This window comes from Pseudomonas sp. (assembly GCF_017744435.1).
In the GTDB taxonomy this organism is placed as follows: Bacteria; Pseudomonadota; Gammaproteobacteria; order Pseudomonadales; family Pseudomonadaceae; genus Aquipseudomonas.
Genome location: NZ_JAGIBG010000025.1, coordinates 16,054 through 34,134 on the forward strand (window position 1 = coordinate 16,054; position 18,081 = coordinate 34,134).

Sequence of the window (18,081 nt, forward strand, 5' to 3'; positions counted from 1 at the left end):
GGTTGTCTGGGGAGTGCGTCAGAAACTGTCGGTAGTGCGGAAGCCGCCACCACCTGAACTGTGGGTGGTTTTGAAACCCCCGCCACCTGAACTGCTTGAGGTGTGGAAAGTACTACCGGACGAGCTGCGCGAACCGGCAAAGTCGCCCGCGGTGTAGGTCGATGCACTGCCCCACTGGTGGTTCCTGGCATCGCCGCGGCGGTGCAGCGGCACATACTGGCGGTTTTCGTCGAGGAGCTTCTGCACGGCGTACGTGTCGAACTGGCCTTGCATGTAGCCCGCCAGCACCTGCTCGATTGGCTGGGGCAGCTCGTATTCGTTGCTCGGATCGCGGTAATGGTCGTCACGCAGTGCGTACTCGAGGGTCTTGGCGCGCTCGTAGAGGCGGCGCTGGTCGGCGGCCTCGTCGCGTGCGGCCCTCAGGCGCTGCTGCAGTTCCCGCAGGCGGGCGTGCAGCAGTTGCAGATCGCCGACCAGTACATCGTCACGCTGGTCAGGGGTCTTGGCCGCCTCGACGATCAGTTCGGCCAGAGGCCGCTCCTTGAGCCGCTCGGCGATCGTCTGGCGCAGCTGCTGCAGGTGCGGGTCACGCTGCTCGTTGAAGGCGGCCAGCTGCGCATGCAGCGCACTGGCCTGGGCCTTGGCCTCGCCAAGCAACGTGTCGAGGTCTTGCTCCTGAGTCATCGACGCCTGCATGCCGAGGCTCTCGCGCGCCTTGTCCAGTTGTTGCTGGTGTTGTGCCTGCAACTGCTGGCGCGCCTCGCCGAGGGTCTGGGCGAGGGTCTCGTTGCGGGCTTGCATGGCCAACAGGATCTGCTCGTTGGCGTGGTTTACGCGAAAGTCCACCTTGCGGGCCAGGTAGTCGTCCAGTGCACGCTGGAAAAGCTTCGGGCGGTACTGCTCGGTACCGTACTGGCGCGCCTTGAGGAAGGCGTAGAGGGGGTGGGTGGCGTAGCCTTGCAGCTTGCTGGCGCATTCGTCACGGATTTCCGTGTAGCCGGCCTGGGCTTGCCGTTCGGCCAGGTCGGCGGCGTCCAACTGCTCGAGCAAACGGCGATGTGCCGGGTCCTGTTCCAGCAGGGCCTGGGCCTTGGCATCCAGCTGGCCGAGGTCCTGGCGTATCGCCTGCTGTTTCGCCAGGCTGCTGGCGATGGACCGTTCGACCTGCTCGAGTTGCTGGCCGAGCGCCGTACGCTCCAGCTCACGCTGTTCGAGCAGTTGCCGGGTGCGTTGGTCTTGCGCGGGGTTGGCTTCCAGTTGCAGGCCGGCGATTTCGCTCAGTTTCGACGCGATCAAGTGTTCGAGTCGAGTTTCCTGGTCGGCCTCGGCATACAAGGCCTCCTCGGCCTGGCGCAGGTGTTTTTCGGCCTGGCGCGAGTTCTTCTCAAGTGCTTTGGCGAGGGCGGTCGGAGTCATGGCGTCACCATTGCAGGATCATGTCGGGGTTTGAGCTGGTGCGCTGGGTAAAGCGCAGGGCCAGGGTGTTGGCGGGCTTGTCGCCGATGACCCGTTGGCTGATATGGCCATCGTCGAGCTTGTCCTGGCGCAGCTTCTGGTACTCGTCATGGCTGACCCGCACGCCGAACTGGTCGGCCCAGCGGGTCTTGCCGTCCTCGACGCTGGTCACTGGCACCTGGGTTGGCTTGCCGGTGGCGTCCAGGGCCTCGACGATCAGGTACCAGCTTTTGCCTCGCAGGCTGTTCGCGCTGCAGCCGGCCGCTTCGTAGCAGCGTTCCACGCCGGACTTGACGCCGGGGCGGTCGACCAGTGAGAGGGTCAGAGGCTCGGCGGCGTAGTCCAGGTAGTCATCCAGCACACCGAGCGTGTTTTCTGCCACTTTGAACTTCTGGCTGGCGATGTCTTTCCCGGCCTGTACGGCCCAGCCCGTCAGTGCCTGGCGATCCTCAGCGGGCAGTGTCACTGCCTTCAGGCGCTCAAGCATCTGTTGTTGCCGGTGCTGCAGGGCCTGGCTGTGCGTTGCCAATTGCGCAGTTTCTCTTTGCGCGCGGATGTTCTCTGACCAGTTCAGGCCCAGCAGCAGGGCCACTGTCACGGCGCCGATCACGGTGATCTTCAGCAGCGTGCCGCGCGCCATGTTCAGGCGTACCAGCAGGCGCTGGGCCAGGTTCAGCGTGGGGGCCTCGAACACCAGGCGGCGCGAAAAGAACAGGCGTACGCCTTCTTCGATCGTCGCGTCTTCGAAGGCGATGCCATTGTTCTGGTAATAGCTGCGGATCCGCTCGGCCACTTCGGCGCGACGCCGGGGCAGGTCCAGGTGTTCCTGGATTTCCATCTCGCGATGACGCAGCTGGTCGACGAGGCCCATGGCCCCGATCTGTTCGCTCAGCGGGACGCTCATCGGGTACATTCCTGACGGCGGCTCATGGTGCTCCTTGCATGAGTTGAAGAGGGCTGGCGCAGTATACCCAAACCGTAAGGCAAAACAGTGGCCAGCCTCTGGACGCTGGCAAACTGGCAAAAAAAAAAGCCCGCATCAAGGATGCGGGCCTGATTTGCCGGGGGCTGCTTATGCGGCCTTGGCTTCCTGCTGGCTCAGCGAGCGGTTCAGCGCGCTGAACAGCGCCTTGAAGCTGGCGGTGGTGATGTTTTCATCGATACCCACACCGTGCACCGGACGACCGCCGGCCACGCGCAGTTCGATGTAGGCCGCGGCCTTGGCGTTGGTACCCGCACCGATGGCGTGCTCGTTGTAGTCCATGATTTCCACGGATACCGGCAAGCCGGCCACCAGGGCTTCCAGGGCGCCGTTGCCCTTGCCGCGCCAGTGCAGGGTGGTTTCGCCTTCGCCGGCGACCTCCACTTCCACGGCACTGTTGCCGTTTTCTTCCTGCAGGCGGTGGCTGACCAGCGCATACGGGGCGTTGGCCTGGAGGTATTCCTTGTGCAGCAGGCTGTAGATCTGCTGGGCGGTCATTTCCAGGCCCAGGCGGTCGGTTTCACCCTGCACGACCTGGCTGAATTCGATCTGCATGCGGCGCGGCAGGCTGATGCCGTATTCCTGCTCGAGCAGGTAGGTGATGCCGCCTTTGCCCGACTGGCTGTTGACGCGGATCACCGCCTCGTAGCTACGGCCGATGTCGGCCGGGTCGATCGGCAGGTACGGCACTTCCCACAGCTCGCCTTCCTGCTGCTTGGCGAAGCCCTTGCGGATGGCGTCCTGGTGCGAGCCGGAGAATGCGGTGTGGACCAGGTCGCCGACATACGGGTGACGTGGGTGCACCGGCAGCTGGTTGCACTCTTCGACCACCTTGCGCACGCCGTCGATGTCGGAGAAGTCCAGCAGCGGGTCGATGCCCTGGGTGTAGAGGTTCAGTGCCAGGGTCACCAGGTCGACGTTGCCGGTGCGCTCGCCGTTGCCGAACAGGCAGCCTTCGGCACGGTCGGCGCCGGCCATCAGGCCCAGCTCGGTGGCGGCAATGCCGGTGCCACGGTCGTTGTGGCAGTGCAGGCTGATGATCACGCTGTCGCGACGGCTGACATTGCGGCAGAACCACTCGATCTGGTCGGCGTAGATGTTCGGCGTGGAAACTTCCACGGTGGCCGGCAGGTTGAGGATGATCTTGTGCTCGGGGGTCGGGTTCCAGACTTCGATGACCGCGTCACAGACTTCCTTGGCGAACTCCATTTCGGTGGCGCTGAAGGTTTCTGGCGAGTACTGGAAGGTCCACTGGGTTTCCGGCTGCTGGGCGGCATATTTGACGAACAGCTTGGCCGCGTTCACCGCGATGTCCTTCACGCCTTGCTTGTCCTGATTGAAGACAATGCGGCGGAACGACGGGCTGGTGGCGTTGTACAGGTGGACGATGGCCTTCTTCGCCCCGCGCAGCGACTCGAAGGTACGGGCGATCAGGTCTTCACGGGCCTGGGTGAGCACCTGGATGGTGGTGTCGTCCGGGATGTGGCCGTCTTCGATCAGCATGCGCACGAAGTCGAAGTCGGTTTGCGAGGCCGACGGGAACGAGGCTTCGATTTCCTTCACGCCAACCTGCACCAGGGTCTTCCAGAAGCGCAGCTTCTTCTCCGAGTCCATCGGCTCGATCAGCGACTGGTTGCCATCACGCAGGTCGGAGCTGCACCAGATCGGCGCCTCGGTGATGGTCTTCGACGGCCAGGTACGGTCAGGCAGGTCGATGGTCGGGAAAGCGCGGTATTTCTTCGATGGGTCTTTGAGCATGGTCATGGAAGCAATCCTTTTGTGTGCGGCCGAGATCGGGCCTGCCGAGCTGTAACGAGATGAAGAGGCGAGGCGACGCGAATCAGCCTGGTAGTCGGGCGCTGACCAGGCAGAGGCTGCGATGTTGTCGGAGCAGGATGAGGGTGCTGAAGGTTTTCATGCCCTCAACCCTAACCAGTGGGGTGGGGGATGGCAAGCGTTCGAAAAAAATTGAGAGGAATGCTTAAAAAAAGCTAAATGGCGAGATTTTATAGCTGGATTTTTTATGGTGCTTACTAAGGCTTGCGCAGTATTTTTCTACAGCGCAACACGTCGGATTTGATGTTGGCAGTGCTGGCCTCTTCGCGGGCTCGCCCGCTCCCACAGGTACGGCGCAGCCTTCGGGCGCGGCGCGATCCCTGTGGGAGCGGGCGAGCCCGCGAAGCAGGCGGCGCCGATCTCAGGGCTGGAACGCGCCAATGAAGATCGCCGGATCCACCCGCGCATCGTTCAGGCTGACGTTCCAGTGCATGTGCGGCCCGGTGGCCCGCCCGGTCGAGCCCACGCGCCCGACCACATCGCCGCGGCGCAGCTGCTGGCCAACCTGCACATCGATCTTCGACATGTGGCAGAACATGCTGATGAACCCTTGCCCGTGGTCGACGAACACCGTACGGCCATTGAAGAAGTAGTCGCCCACCAGGATCACCTTGCCGTTGGCCGGGGTCTTGATCGGCGTACCGGCCGGCACCGCGAAGTCCAGCCCGGCATGGGGGTTGCGCTCCTCGCCATTGAAGAAGCGGCGCACGCCGAACTTGCTCGACAATGGCCCGCTGACGGGTTTGTCGAGGATCAGGTTGCTCGGCAGCACCGGGCTGAAGCTGCGATACGCCTTGATCTGCTCGGCCAGTTCGCGGTCGATGCGCTTGAGGTCGTCCGGGTTCGGGTTGACCTGGCGGGTGTTCTTCAAGGTGATGTGCTGCTCGGGGTACTTCTTGCTGCCGACGCTGAAGGGCAGGCTGCGGCCGCCCTGGGTCAGCACGGCGGTGCCGGGTTTCTGGGTCAGTGGGATGCCGACGATGGCCAGCCAGTTGTCCTGCTCCTTGACCACCAGCACCGGTTTGCCATCGAAGCGCGCGCTCGGCGCTGTTGCTGCCGGGCCGAGGTCGACCACCGCCACGCCACCGGGCACGGGCTTGTTCAGGGTGCGGGTGATGTAGCTGGCCTGGGCGCCTGCGGCCAGCAGCAGGAGGGAGAGGGCGAGCAGGGGCGCGAACAGGCGGGGCATGTGTCAGTCCAGTAAAGAGAGGGTGACCGGGGTCAGGTGATTGTCTTCGACGCGTACCAGCAACTCGCCTTCGTTCAGGCGCGCGGTCAGGCGCTGGCCGTTGCGGGTCTGCTCGGCGCTGCGGATGGCCTGGCCCTGCTCGTCGAGGAGGATGCTGTAGCCGCGTGCCAGGGTCGCCAGCGGGCTGACTACCTGCAGCGTCTGCAGTTGTGCCTGGAAGCGCTGGCGGCGGTCCTTGAGTACTTCGCGCATGGCCCTTGGCAGGCGCTCGGCGAGGCTGTCCAGGCGCTGCCCCAGCAGCTTCAGCGTGCGCCCCGGGTGCTGCGCGGCCAGGCGTGTATCGAGGCGCGCCAGGCGCTCGCGGCGCTGGTTGAGGTTGAGCATGAAGGCGCGGCGCAGGCGCATGTCCAGGTCATCCAGGCGTTGCGCTTGCTGGCGCAGGCGTTCGCCGGGGTGACGCAGGCGCCGGGTCAGCGACTCCAGGCGCAGGCGGTCGTGGGTCAGGCGGTTCTGCATGCGCAGCAGCAGGCGCCGCTGCAGGCCGTCGAGGCGTTGCTGCAGGCCACTGTTGTCGGGGGCCAGCAGTTCGGCAGCAGCCGAAGGCGTGGGGGCGCGAACGTCGGCGACGAAGTCGCTGATCGACACATCGGTTTCGTGGCCGACGGCGCTGACGATTGGCGTTACGCAAGCGGCCACGGCGCGCGCCACGGCTTCTTCGTTGAAGCACCAGAGGTCTTCCAGCGAGCCACCACCGCGGGCCAGGATCAGCGCGTCGAAGCCCAGCCGGTCGGCCTGCTGCAAGGCGCGGACGATCTGGTTGATCGCCTCGCGGCCCTGTACGGCAGTGGGGATCAGGTTCAGTTCGACCTGTGGTGCCCGGCGGCCGAACACGCTGATGATGTCGCGGATCACCGCGCCAGTGGGCGAGGTGATGATGCCGATGCGTTGCGGATGGGCCGGCAGCGGCTTCTTGCGCTCGGCACTGAACAGCCCTTCGGCGCCGAGCTTCTCCTTCAGCGCCTCGAAGGCCAGGCGCAGGGCGCCATCACCGGCCGGCTCGACCGTATCGAGGATCAGCTGGTAGTCGCCACGCCCTTCGAACAGCGAGACCTTGCCGCGCACGCGCACCGCCAGGCCGTCACGCAGGGCCTGGCGCACGCGGGTGGCGTTCTGCCGGAACAGCGCACAGCGCACCTGGGCGCCGCTGTCCTTGAGGGTGAAGTACATGTGGCCGGAGGCCGGGCGGGCGAGGTTGGATATCTCGCCTTCCACCCAGACACTGCGGAACACGTCTTCCAGCAGCACGCGGGCGCGGCCGTTGAGCTGGCTGACGGTGAGGACCTCGCGGTCCAGGCCGAGTCGTTCGAAAGGGTCTCTGATCATGGCCGGCATCATAAAGGACATCGGCCCCGGTTGTCTGTCCCGGCCCTATCGCCGGCAAGCCTGCATCGCCGCGACGAACTGGTGCACCATCTGTCCCGCATCGCGTCGGCAGGCCAGCGCCACGGTACTCTCGCATCCCCCCTCCAGCGCCACGAAACTGACCGAGGCCGGTGCAATCTCGCGCATGCACTCCGGCAACAACGCCCCCCCGAACCCGGCCTGGATCAGCTGCAACTGCGTCGTCTTGCGCGACAGTACCTGCGCCGCTCGCGGGTAAAAGCCAGCATCCATGCACAGTGAGGCCGACAGGTAACTCAGCCCGCCGCGATCCCGATGCGGGATGGAAACAAAGCGCTCCTCACGCAGCTGCTCCAGCTTCACTTGCGCTGCACCGGCCAGTGGATGCCCGGCTGCAACTGCCAGCAACAACGGTTCGCTGAACAGTTCATGCAGCACCACGCCTTCATGCTGGCGCAGCACCGGCAAACGCAGCAGGCCGATATCCAGTCGCCCGGCGGCGATATCCTCCAGCTGCGCCTCCGACGACTGTTGGGCAATCTCCAGCGCAACCCCTGGGTTGCCCCGCAGGTAGCCGCTCAGGCCAGCCAGCAGCGGGCCGGTCAGCGGTACCGTGCTGGAGTGGTTCAGGCGCAGGCTGCCTTGCAGCCCTTCACCAATGTCGCGGGTCACCCGCTCAGCTTGCGCCAGGTCGGCCAGCAAGCGCCGCGCACGTTCCAGGAAGGCCTGGCCGGCCAGCGTCAGGCGCGGCAGGCGCGCGGTGCGCTCGAACAGGGGGGTACCCAGTTGCTGCTCCAGCTCCTTGATCTGCCGGCTCAGCGCCGACTGGGCGATGTAGAGCCGTTCGGCGGCACCGCTGAAGCTGCCGCATTCGGCGATTTCCACGAAGTAACGCAACTGGCGGATCGACGTCATGTCATGCCTTTTCGAGATGGGTATGGCGTTAAAGGCATATTAGTCGGCATGGCTCATGGCTGGCTAACCTTTGCCTGTCTTTCCAGGAGTTGCTGCCGTGCTCGCCCAACTGTCGTTTTCCGGCCTTGAATGGTTGCCCATCCTGCTCGGCGTCGGCGCCGCCTACATCGTTTTCGGCATTGCAGGCTTCGGCACTGCGCTGGTAGCCGGCCCGGTGCTGATCCACTTCATGCCCCTGTCGCGGATCATCCCGCTGCTGGTGCTGCTGGACTTCGTCGCCGCCTTCGGCAACCTGCTGCCGTCACGTCGCGACGTGGTGCGCGGCGAGCTGCTGCGCCTGTTGCCGTGCATGGCCGTGGGTTGCACCCTGGGCGTGCTTTTCCTGCTGCGCCTGAAGTCCGAGCTGCTGCTGTTGCTGATGGGTTTGTTCGTCACCGCCTATGCGGTCTACGGCCTGGCGGTGAAGGTGCGCCCGGCCCGATTGTCGGGCTTTTGGGCGGTGCCCATGGGCACGGTTGGCGGGCTGTTTGGCGCCTTGTTCGGCAGTGGCGGTTTCCTTTATGCGATCTACCTGAGCGCACGCCTTGAAGTGAAGGAGCAGGTGCGCGCGACCCAAAGCGCGTTGATCAGCTGCAGCACCCTCGTGCGCCTGTCGCTGTTCCTGCTGGCCGGCGTGTACGCCGACACCAGCCTGTTGCTGCTCGCCGCCTGCCTGCTGCCCGTGATGTTCATCGGTCTCTGGGTGGGGCGCCGGCTGACCCTGAAACTATCCCGCGAAGCCTTCGTGCGCCTGGTCACCTGGCTGGTGCTGGCCAGCGGCCTGGCGCTGATCGGTCGCTACCTGAGCGGCTGAGCTGTAGAATTGCAGGATTACCGCAGTCCGCAGGCCCGCTTCGTTCATGAACACCCAGAGCATCATCGTCCCCAAGCTGTCCACCGTCGAGGTGCACGAAGCCCGTGCCCGCGCCATCCTGCGCTGGCTGGTGCGCGAGAAGATCGTCGAGGAACAACTGACCACCTGCGGCCGTACCGGCAACCGCATGGGCCATGCCTTGGCGGCGGGCGCGCGCAAGGTCGCCCTGCACCCTGAAAAGCTGCCGTTTGGCGAGCAGGTCAATGGCCTGGAAGTGATGCTCAAGCGTTGCATCTATACCCCGACCGAGGGGTTCCTCGAGGAGGCCGGCTGCCCGGAGTGCCGGCGCGAGGTCGGCGAGCCGCTGTTCGAGAGCCTGGAGGAGTGGATGCCGGCGGTGAGCGACAACTTCACCTGCCCGCTGTGCGGCCATGAAGACGACATCAATGGCTTCATTTACCTGCAGCCATGTGCCTTTTCCAACCTTGGGTTCATCTTCAACAACTGGGGCGAGGCCGGGTTCACCCAGGCCTTTCTCGACAGCTTTGCCGACTGGCTCGACCAGCCGGTGGCGGTGGTGCAGGTAAAAGTGCCACAAGGCTGACCGAAGGCCCTTATTTTGCATTGAGCGGCGCGCCGTGGATGAGTATAATGGCGCGCTTCCATTTTTCCCGCCCGGGAGCCCCCGCGATGCTGCGTATCAGCCAAGAAGCCCTGACCTTCGACGATATCCTCCTTGTACCTGGCTACTCCGAGGTACTGCCCAATGAAGTCAGTCTCAAGACCCGTTTGACTCGTGGCATCGAGCTGAACATTCCGCTGGTTTCCGCTGCCATGGATACCGTGACCGAAGCGCGCCTGGCCATTGCCATGGCCCAGGAAGGCGGCATCGGCATCATCCACAAGAACATGACCATCGAACAGCAGGCCGGCGAAGTGCGCAAGGTCAAGAAGTTCGAGGCTGGCGTGGTCAAGGACCCGATCACCATCGACGCCGACGCCACCGTGCGCGACCTGTTCGACCTGACCCGCCTGAACAACATCTCCGGCGTGCCGGTACTGGCGAACGGCGACCTGGTCGGTATCGTCACCTCCCGCGACGTGCGCTTCGAAACCCGTCTGGACGCCAAGGTCCGCGACGTGATGACGCCGAAAGAGCGCCTGGTCACCGTCCGCGAAGGCGCCAACAAGAACGAAGTCCGCGAGCTGCTGCACAAGCACCGCCTGGAAAAGGTCCTGATCGTTGACGACAAGTTCAACCTCAAGGGCATGATGACCGTCAAGGACATCGAAAAGGCCAAGGCCTACCCGCTGGCCAGCAAGGACGACCAGGGTCGCCTGCGCGTCGGCGCTGCGGTCGGCACCGGCAAGGACACCGGCGAGCGCGTTGCCGCCCTGGTTGCCGCCGGCGTTGACGTGGTGGTGGTCGACACCGCCCACGGTCACTCCAAAGGCGTGATCGACCGCGTTCGCTGGGTCAAGGAAACCTACCCGCAAGTGCAGGTGATCGGCGGCAACATCGCCACCGGCGCTGCGGCCAAGGCCCTGGCTGAAGCCGGCGCCGACGCCGTCAAGGTCGGTATCGGCCCAGGCTCGATCTGCACCACCCGTATCGTTGCCGGTGTCGGCGTGCCGCAGATCAGCGCCATCGCCAACGTTGCCGCTGCACTGGAAGGCACTGGCGTGCCACTGATCGCCGACGGCGGTATCCGCTTCTCCGGTGACCTGTCCAAGGCCATCGTTGCCGGTGCTTCCTGCGTGATGATGGGTTCGATGTTCGCCGGTACCGAAGAAGCGCCGGGCGAAGTCGAGCTGTTCCAGGGCCGTTCCTACAAGGCCTACCGCGGCATGGGCTCGCTGGGTGCCATGGCACAGGCGCAAGGCTCGTCCGACCGTTACTTCCAGGACTCCTCGGCCGGCGCCGAGAAGCTGGTACCGGAAGGTATCGAAGGCCGCGTTCCTTACAAGGGCGCCCTGGCCGCGATCATCCACCAGCTGATGGGCGGCCTGCGTTCGTCCATGGGCTACACCGGCAGCGCGACCATCGAAGAGATGCGCACCAAGCCGGAATTCGTGCGCATCACCGGTGCCGGCATGGCCGAGTCCCACGTGCATGACGTGCAGATCACCAAAGAAGCCCCTAACTACCGCGTAGGCTGAGGCTTTCAGCAACATTAGCAAGCGGGGCTGTCATGACAGCCCCGCGTCGTTTCCGATTTCCACTGACGAGATTGAGTCATGGCCCTCGACATTCACGCTCACCGTATCCTGATCCTCGATTTCGGTTCCCAGTACACCCAGCTGATCGCCCGCCGCGTGCGCGAAATCGGCGTGTACTGCGAGCTGCACCCGTTCGACATGGACGATGAAGCGATCCGCGAATTCAACCCGCGCGGCATCATCCTCGCCGGCGGCCCCGAGTCGGTCCACGAAGCCAACAGCCCACGCGCCCCGCAGGCGGTGTTCGACCTGAACGTGCCGGTGCTGGGCATCTGCTACGGCATGCAGACCATGGCCGAGCAGATGGGCGGCAAGGTCGAAGGTTCCGACCTGCGTGAGTTCGGTTATGCCCGCGTCGACGTGGTCGGCAAGAGCCGCCTGCTCGACGGCATCGAAGACCACGTTGACGACGACGGCGTGCTGGGCCTGGACGTGTGGATGAGCCACGGCGACAAGGTCACCCAGATGCCAGGCAACTTCCACGTGCTGGCCAGCACCCCGAGCTGCCCGATCGCCGGCATGTTCGACGATTCGCGCGGCTACTACGGCGTGCAGTTCCACCCGGAAGTGACCCACACCAAGCAGGGCGGTCGCATCCTGTCCCGCTTCGTCCAGGACATCTGCGGCTGTGAAGCCCTGTGGACCCCATCCAACATCGTTGAAGACGCCATCGCCCAGGTGCGTGAGCAAGTCGGCTCGGCCAACGTCCTGCTGGGCCTGTCCGGCGGCGTTGACAGCTCGGTGGTTGCCGCGCTGCTGCACCGCGCCATCGGCGACCAGCTGACCTGCGTATTCGTCGACAACGGCCTGCTGCGCCTGCACGAAGGCGACCAGGTGATGGCCATGTTCAAGGAGAACATGGGCGTCAAGGTGATCCGCGCCGACGCTGAAAAGCAGTTCCTCGACAACCTGGAAGGCGAAGCCGACCCGGAGAAGAAGCGCAAGATCATCGGCCGCACCTTCATCGACATCTTCGATGCCGAAGCCAGCAAGCTGGACAACATCCAGTTCCTCGCCCAGGGCACCATCTACCCGGACGTGATCGAGTCGGCCGGCGCCAAGAGCGGCAAGGCCCACGTGATCAAGTCGCACCACAACGTCGGTGGCCTGCCGGAGGAAATGAACCTCAAGCTGGTCGAGCCGCTGCGTGAACTGTTCAAGGACGAAGTGCGCAAGATCGGCCTGGAGCTGGGCCTGCCGTACGACATGGTCTACCGCCACCCGTTCCCAGGCCCGGGCCTGGGCGTGCGCATCCTCGGTGAAGTGAAGAAGGAATACGCCGACATCCTGCGTCGCGCCGACCACATCTTCATCGAAGAACTGCGCAAGGCCGACTGGTACCACAAGACCAGCCAGGCATTCGTGGTGTTCCAGCCGGTCAAGTCGGTCGGCGTCGTCGGCGACGGCCGTCGCTACGCCTGGGTCGTGGCACTGCGTGCCGTCGAGACCGTGGACTTCATGACCGCGCGTTGGGCACACCTGCCGTACGAGCTGCTGGAAACCGTCAGTGGCCGTATCATCAACGAAATCGACGGTATCTCCCGCGTCACCTACGACGTGTCGAGCAAGCCGCCGGCCACCATCGAGTGGGAATGATTCCGCGTCCGGCTAGACCGACAGCCTGAAACGACAAAGCCCGCGCAAGCGGGCTTTGTCGTTTCAGGTGAAGACGGTGATCAGAAATCGTAACGCACGTTCGCAGTGAAGGTGTCGGCATTGAAGCCGCTGCTGGCCAAGTAGTTGTACGTGCCTCCCACGCTCCACGCGCCGACGCGGTAATTTGCGCCCAGCCCCAGTTCGTAGCTGTCGCGCGCAGGTGTTGCGCCCGTGGTGGTGAACGGGGTACCGCCAAGCACGAAGGTGGAAGTGGTGCTGGCCTTGTCAGCGATGAAGTCGTGCCAGGCCATCAGCTTGGCTTCCGGCTCCAGGGTGCCCACACCTACGTCGAAAGCGGCCGCCAGACGAGCGCCCAGGCCCATTTCGCCGATTTCATAGCGCTGGCTGCCGACGTTGAGGGCGGCTGAGCTGCCTTTTTCACGGTACGAATCAATCGACACCTTGGCATAGCGCGCACCGATTTGTGGTTCCAGCAGCCACTGCTTGTCGAGCTGGAAGGTGTAGCCTGCCAGTGCGTTGACGCCGAAGATCTCACTGTCGTAGTTGGCCTTGGCGAGGGTACCGGCGATGTAGCGTTTGGACTCGTTGTCGTTCCAGCCATACATCAGCGAGGTGTCGACGAAGAAGTTGTCACGGGCCCAGTTGCCGTACAAAGTCAGTGCATGGCCGCTGACGTCGGTTTTGTTGCCAAGGTCGGCTTTGACGTCGCTGGTGAGGTAGCTGTAGGCCAGGCCCAGGGTGGTATTGGCGTTGAGCTTGCCGTCAGCACCCACGGCGATGCCGTGAGTGTTGGCGTCGTAACCTTCGATACCGTGGCGGCTGTCCTGGTTGGCATCGCTGGACAGCGCTTGCAGCCATACGCCTTGCTCTGCCAGGACGTCGCCGGAGGACAGGCCGCTACGCGCTTTGCTGGCGCGATGGTTGATGGCGCTTGTGACCAGGTTCTGGCTGCTGGTGGCGGCGTTGACCGCGCCACCGCTGACATCCGGGGTCAGGGTTTCGGCCAGTTTGGCCAGCTCTTCGTTGCTGGCGGCGTTGGCGAAACGCTGGAAGACCGGGTCGCTTTGGTCCATCAGGCCCATGAGCGTGTTCTTGAGCGGCTTGATCGCGTTCACCGCGTTCTCCGAGGCATTGGCTTCCTGCAGGCCCTGCGTGATCACTTCATCACTGCGGGTGGCGACCAGCGCTTTGAGGTCCTGGCCTTCGATGGCGAAGCTCTTCACCTCGAGCAGCGCCGAGGAGGAAACCACGGACAGGTTCTGCGGCTCTTCCCAGGTGCCAGAGTTGATGAGGGTGTAGCGGGTGCCCTGGGCCGATGTGCGGAAGTCTTCGGAGCGGGCCTTCAGTTCGACCTGGCTACCTTCAGAGAAGTAGGTGTTGCCTGTGACTTTGAGAATCGGCGTGTCAGGCTGTGTGTCGTTACCCAGCAGCAGGCGCAGGCGTGCAGTGTCGCTGTCCAGATCGAGGTCGCCGACGATGGTCGTCTGCGGGCGGAGCAGCGTCAGACGACCACCGTCGATATCGACGTAGCCGGCGCGGATGGTCGAGCCATCGAACATCGCGTCACCTTTTACCAGCACACCACTCAGGCCTAGCAGGTCACCCTTTACTTGCCCTCCTTTCCAGTAGAAGTACGAGGGCGATGCGCCGTCGTCCGCCAGTATTGCTGCGGTGCCGCCTTCGATCAGGCCACTGGTCTGGGTGATGGCGAAGATGTTGGTACCGCCCGAGGTGTCGAGGCTGACAAAGTGAATGCCCACGCCATCAGCTGAGATGGTCCCGCTATTGTTGATAGCGGTCTTGAAGGCGCCGCCCGTCACTTGAGCGGTGAAGCGGGCGTTCTCGACTTCGATACCCGCAGAGTCGATGCCGCGCGCGGTGATAGTGCCCGAGTTATTGATGCTCGCCTGGGTCGAGGTGATCATCATGCCATTGGCATTTTTGCCAGTCACAGTGATGGTGCCGTTATTGTTCACTTCACCTGTGATCTTGGCCAGGTACAGGTCCAGCCCCATGGCGCTGTTGCTGTTTACCGTAATGTCGCCCTGATTGACCAGGTCGCCAGCAACGGTGGAGTTGAGGGTCATGCTGATGCCGGACAGGATGTCGCTGGCATTCGCAGCCGCCAGGTTGATTTTGCCTTGGTTGGCCAGGTTGCCCGCCAATGTCACGTTGCTCACCGCTACACCTGCGTTCTGCGACGTCCCGGTGAAGGTGAGATTGTTGAACACATCACCGGAGCTATTGTAAGCCCCTGTGCTCAGGTCATGGTTGTAGTCGGGTGCGGCGTGGGCGGTAGCAGCAGTGACAGACAGCGCCAACATCGAGCGGCGCAGGAGGTAGATGGTCAAGGCAGTTTCCTTACAGGGAAGAAACCGGCAGGAAGCACTGCGCATCAGCGTTTGTTACAGGCATCCCAGCCAGCGTGTCAGTGGAGCACTGATTCAAGCGCGTGCAAATTTACACCATGCCTGCAGGGGAATTCACCATGGAAAAGACAAGTAACGACCAGAAAAACTAAGGAATGCTTTGTTGCAGCTTGTCTGAAGCTTTCCGTTCGGTAATTAACGTATCTTTACGATCGGGCAAGCGGCCTCGCCCAGTCCATGTGTCAGGGGGATTGCGGTACACCCAGAGGGCGTTTCTCCCCCTCGAGCCCAGGGCTTTCATGTGCCAGCGGTGTTTGAGCCCACCGGCTCCATGTCGCTTCCCACCCCCTGTCATGGCTTGCTTGTTGTACCGGGACGTATTGAGCGAGGGGCGAGCCAAGTGCCTGTTGGTATCGCTCGGCCAAGCTGGCTGGGATGATGGGGTCCGCTGTTCCAATGAAATGACGCTGGGGTAACGAGGCGAGCCGATCACGATACTCCAGCGGATCCAACGAGCCCTCGAGTGGCGACAGGCCTTTCATCATCGCCCACAGACGTGGGCTGAGGTTGCCGGCGAAGCTTTGCACCTGGGTAACATCATTGCGCTGCGCCGCTAACAACAAGGCGAGGGCGGCGCCGCCTGAATACCCCACCAGTTCGAACTCCCTGTTGGCATATCGCTGCTTCAACTGGTCCAGCGCTTGGCTGAGGCGGGTGACCACCTCCCTGGAAAATCGTCGATGGGTCCAGAGGGATGATTGGCAAGCTGCGGCCATGATGAACTGGCAGGGGCGCGCCAGGTATACATTCGGGGTCGGATCATTGATCGCCAGTCGTGCCACCAACAGATTGTGCGGGCTCGGATCCAGGCTGGGTTGAGTGGCCGTCGCCCAGGCGTGGCCATCGCCTTCCAGGTAGACACGCAGGCGGGTCATCTTGTCTGCAGGGTGCGGCGCCAGCATGACGAGCGGAAAGGCGTGGTCCGGCAGCACCTGCAATTGTCTGCCGTGCTCTTCAGCCAGTTGTTGCAGCGCCTCGCGTGGCGATTGGCAAGCGCTCAAAAGCGCGCTGAACATTACTGTCCAGATCCAATGGATGCTGGTCGATATCCACCGACGATAAGGGTATCTGCTCACCCTGGATCACAACACATGATGCAAAGTCTCTTATCGCAACGTATGGGTACGGTGCGTGATAGTGCAGGTGCCTTGGTTAAATTTCCAGTTGGACAGTATCGCGAGGCATCGACCCTGTCTCGTGCATGCCGTGACAACACTTCACTTAATCTTTCCCATTTGCAGGTGTATCGTATTCGCCCTTCACCGCCAGCCAAGCTGGCAGCTTGATTGCGCAGAATGCGAGGTACCCGCACCGATGTCCTTCACCCGTCGACAAATGCTCAAGGGCCTGACCGGCCTGGTTGTGGTTGGCCTGGGCGCCGGTGGCGCGGCCCGTTACTGGCTGGGCAAGGTCGAGGACGACAACGCCGGGCATGACTACGAGCTGATCGCCGCGCCCCTGGACGTCGAGCTGGTGCCGGGCTTCAAGACCGAGGCCTGGGCCTTCGGCCCTTCGGCGCCAGGCACTGAGTTGCGCGTGCGCCAGGGCACCTGGCTGCGGGTACGCTTCATCAACCACCTGCCGGTGGAAACCACCATCCACTGGCATGGCATCCGCCTGCCGCTGGAAATGGACGGCGTGCCCTATGTTTCGCAGCTTCCGGTCAAACCGGGCGAATACTTCGACTACAAGTTCCGCGTGCCGGATGCCGGCAGCTATTGGTACCACCCCCATGTCAGCAGCTCCGAGGAGCTTGGGCGTGGGCTGGTCGGCCCGCTGATCGTCGAGGAGCGCGAGCCGACCGGGTTCAAGCACGAGCGCACCCTGAGCCTGAAGAACTGGCACGTGGACGAGCAGGGCGCCTGGCTGCCCTTCAGCATCCCCCGCGAGGCCGCCCGCAACGGCACTGCCGGGCGGCTGATCACCATCAATGGCCAGGCTGACTCGGTCACTGAGTTGCCGGCAGGGCAGGTGGTGCGCGTGCGTCTGCTGAACCTGGACAACACCTGGACCTACCGCCTCAACCTCAAAGGCAACTGCGAGGCGAAAATCTATGCCCTCGACGGCAACCCGGTGACCCCACGGCCACTGGATGACGAATACTGGCTCGGCCCGGGCATGCGCATCTGCCTGGCCATTCGCATTCCCGAGGCGGGCGAGGAAATTTCCCTGCGCGACGGTTTTGTACGCCTGGGCACCTTGCGCTCGGTGGCCAGCACCGAAGCACCGGGCGAGTGGCCCAAGGCCCTGCCGGCGAACCCGATCGCCGAGCCGGACCTGGAGAATGCCGAGAAGCTGAACTTCAATTTCGAATGGGCGGCGACTGTCTCGGTCACCGACGATCCGGACAAACCGTCGAGCATGTGGCAGATCAACGGCCAAGCCTGGGACATTACCGACAAGACCTGCGCCGACCGGCCGATCGCCACGCTGAAGAAGGGCAAGAGCTACATCTTCGAGCTGAAGAACATGACCCAGTACCAGCACCCGGTCCACCTGCACGGCATGAGTTTCAAGGTGATCGGCTCCAATCGCCGGCAAATCCCCGAACCTTACTTCACCGATACCTACCTGCTGGGCAAGAACGAGCGTGCCCAGGTCGCACTGGTGGCCGATAACCCAGGCACCTGGATGTTCCACTGCCACGTCATCGACCACATGGAAACCGGCCTGATGGCCGCGATCGCGGTGGTCTGATGCGCCCGCAGATCATCGATCGCAGCCGCGATCAGGAATTCATGCGCCTGGCCCTGGCCCTGGCCGCCGAGGGCGCGGCCATGGGCGAGGTGCCGGTGGGCGCGGTGCTGGTGCAGCATGGGCAGGTGATCGGCCAGGGTTTCAACCGGCCGATCATCGACAGCGACCCAAGCGCCCATGCCGAGATGGTGGCTATTCGCGCGGCGGCCAAGGCTGCCAGCAACTACAGGCTGCCAGGCAGCACCCTCTACGTGACGCTGGAACCGTGCAGCATGTGTGCGGGGCTGATCGTGCACTCGCGAGTGATGCGGGTGGTGTTTGGCGCGCTGGAGCCCAAGGCGGGCATCGTGCAGAGCCAGGGGCAGTTTTTCGGGCAGGGCTTTCTCAACCATCGGGTGATGGTGGAGGGCGGGGTGCTGGCGGAGGAGTGCGGGCAGATTCTCAGTGACTTCTTCAAGGCCCGGCGGGCCAAGGCTTAGCCTGTACC

Annotated in this window: 14 protein-coding genes; 6 read left to right on the top strand and 8 right to left on the bottom strand. The window is 63.6% G+C overall.

Features of this window, described 5'->3' with window-relative positions; translation table 11 throughout:
- Window positions 1-18: 18 nt before the first annotated feature.
- The 6 genes from J7573_RS17150 to J7573_RS17175 all read right to left on the bottom strand — a co-directional run bounded on the left by J7573_RS17150 (window position 19) and on the right by J7573_RS17175 (window position 7,778).
- Entirely contained in the window at window positions 19-1,416 is a 1,398-nt protein-coding gene (locus J7573_RS17150; protein ID WP_294337706.1) for a hypothetical protein, read from the bottom strand.
- Window positions 1,417-1,420: 4 nt separating this feature from the next.
- Window positions 1,421-2,359, bottom strand: a complete 939-nt coding sequence (locus J7573_RS17155) for a DUF6384 family protein (RefSeq protein ID WP_294337708.1) — start codon at window positions 2,357-2,359, stop codon at window positions 1,421-1,423.
- 168 nt (window positions 2,360-2,527) lie between these two features.
- Window positions 2,528-4,201 carry a 2-isopropylmalate synthase gene (gene leuA / locus J7573_RS17160; protein WP_103445505.1) on the bottom strand — a complete coding sequence of 558 codons (1,674 nt, stop codon included), beginning with the start codon at window positions 4,199-4,201 and terminating at the stop codon, window positions 2,528-2,530.
- A 433-nt stretch (window positions 4,202-4,634) separates the two neighbouring features.
- Window positions 4,635-5,462, bottom strand: coding sequence for a M23 family metallopeptidase (locus J7573_RS17165; protein WP_103445504.1), 828 nt, complete (start codon window positions 5,460-5,462; stop codon window positions 4,635-4,637).
- A 3-nt stretch (window positions 5,463-5,465) separates the two neighbouring features.
- A complete protein-coding gene (gene xseA, locus J7573_RS17170) occupies window positions 5,466-6,845 on the bottom strand; it encodes an exodeoxyribonuclease VII large subunit (protein WP_294337722.1) in 1,380 nt (459 codons plus the stop codon).
- A 45-nt stretch (window positions 6,846-6,890) separates the two neighbouring features.
- Window positions 6,891-7,778 carry a LysR substrate-binding domain-containing protein gene (locus J7573_RS17175; RefSeq protein ID WP_294337725.1) on the bottom strand — a complete coding sequence of 296 codons (888 nt, stop codon included), beginning with the start codon at window positions 7,776-7,778 and terminating at the stop codon, window positions 6,891-6,893.
- 97 nt (window positions 7,779-7,875) lie between these two features.
- Here J7573_RS17175 and J7573_RS17180 point away from each other — a divergent pair, with 97 nt between their 5' ends.
- From J7573_RS17180 to guaA, 4 genes are all read left to right on the top strand, one after another.
- A complete protein-coding gene (locus tag J7573_RS17180; protein ID WP_294337726.1) occupies window positions 7,876-8,631 on the top strand; it encodes a sulfite exporter TauE/SafE family protein in 756 nt (251 codons plus the stop codon).
- Window positions 8,632-8,677: 46 nt separating this feature from the next.
- Window positions 8,678-9,235, top strand: a complete 558-nt coding sequence (locus tag J7573_RS17185; protein WP_103445500.1) for a sugar ABC transporter ATPase — start codon at window positions 8,678-8,680, stop codon at window positions 9,233-9,235.
- 86 nt (window positions 9,236-9,321) lie between these two features.
- Window positions 9,322-10,791 carry an IMP dehydrogenase gene (gene guaB / locus J7573_RS17190; RefSeq protein WP_110637350.1) on the top strand — a complete coding sequence of 490 codons (1,470 nt, stop codon included), beginning with the start codon at window positions 9,322-9,324 and terminating at the stop codon, window positions 10,789-10,791.
- Between the two features lie 78 nt (window positions 10,792-10,869).
- Window positions 10,870-12,447, top strand: a complete 1,578-nt coding sequence (guaA, locus tag J7573_RS17195) for a glutamine-hydrolyzing GMP synthase (RefSeq protein WP_079229545.1) — start codon at window positions 10,870-10,872, stop codon at window positions 12,445-12,447.
- Window positions 12,448-12,527: 80 nt separating this feature from the next.
- Here guaA and J7573_RS17200 read toward each other — a convergent pair whose 3' ends face one another.
- Together J7573_RS17200 and J7573_RS17205 are read right to left on the bottom strand one after the other, a co-directional pair.
- Entirely contained in the window at window positions 12,528-14,819 is a 2,292-nt protein-coding gene (locus J7573_RS17200) for an autotransporter domain-containing protein (RefSeq protein WP_294337732.1), read from the bottom strand.
- A 260-nt stretch (window positions 14,820-15,079) separates the two neighbouring features.
- Window positions 15,080-15,913: a dienelactone hydrolase family protein gene (locus J7573_RS17205; RefSeq protein ID WP_294337735.1), complete on the bottom strand. Its 834-nt coding sequence runs from the start codon at window positions 15,911-15,913 to the stop codon at window positions 15,080-15,082.
- A gap of 298 nt (window positions 15,914-16,211) precedes the next feature.
- Between J7573_RS17205 and J7573_RS17210 the strand changes: the two genes are divergently transcribed.
- Complete coding sequence (locus tag J7573_RS17210) at window positions 16,212-17,594, top strand: multicopper oxidase family protein (protein ID WP_294337737.1); 1,383 nt, start codon at window positions 16,212-16,214, stop codon at window positions 17,592-17,594.
- Complete coding sequence (tadA, locus tag J7573_RS17215; protein ID WP_294337739.1) at window positions 17,594-18,073, top strand: tRNA adenosine(34) deaminase TadA; 480 nt, start codon at window positions 17,594-17,596, stop codon at window positions 18,071-18,073. Before J7573_RS17210 ends, tadA begins: the two co-directional genes overlap by 1 nt.
- Window positions 18,074-18,081 lie beyond the last annotated feature (8 nt).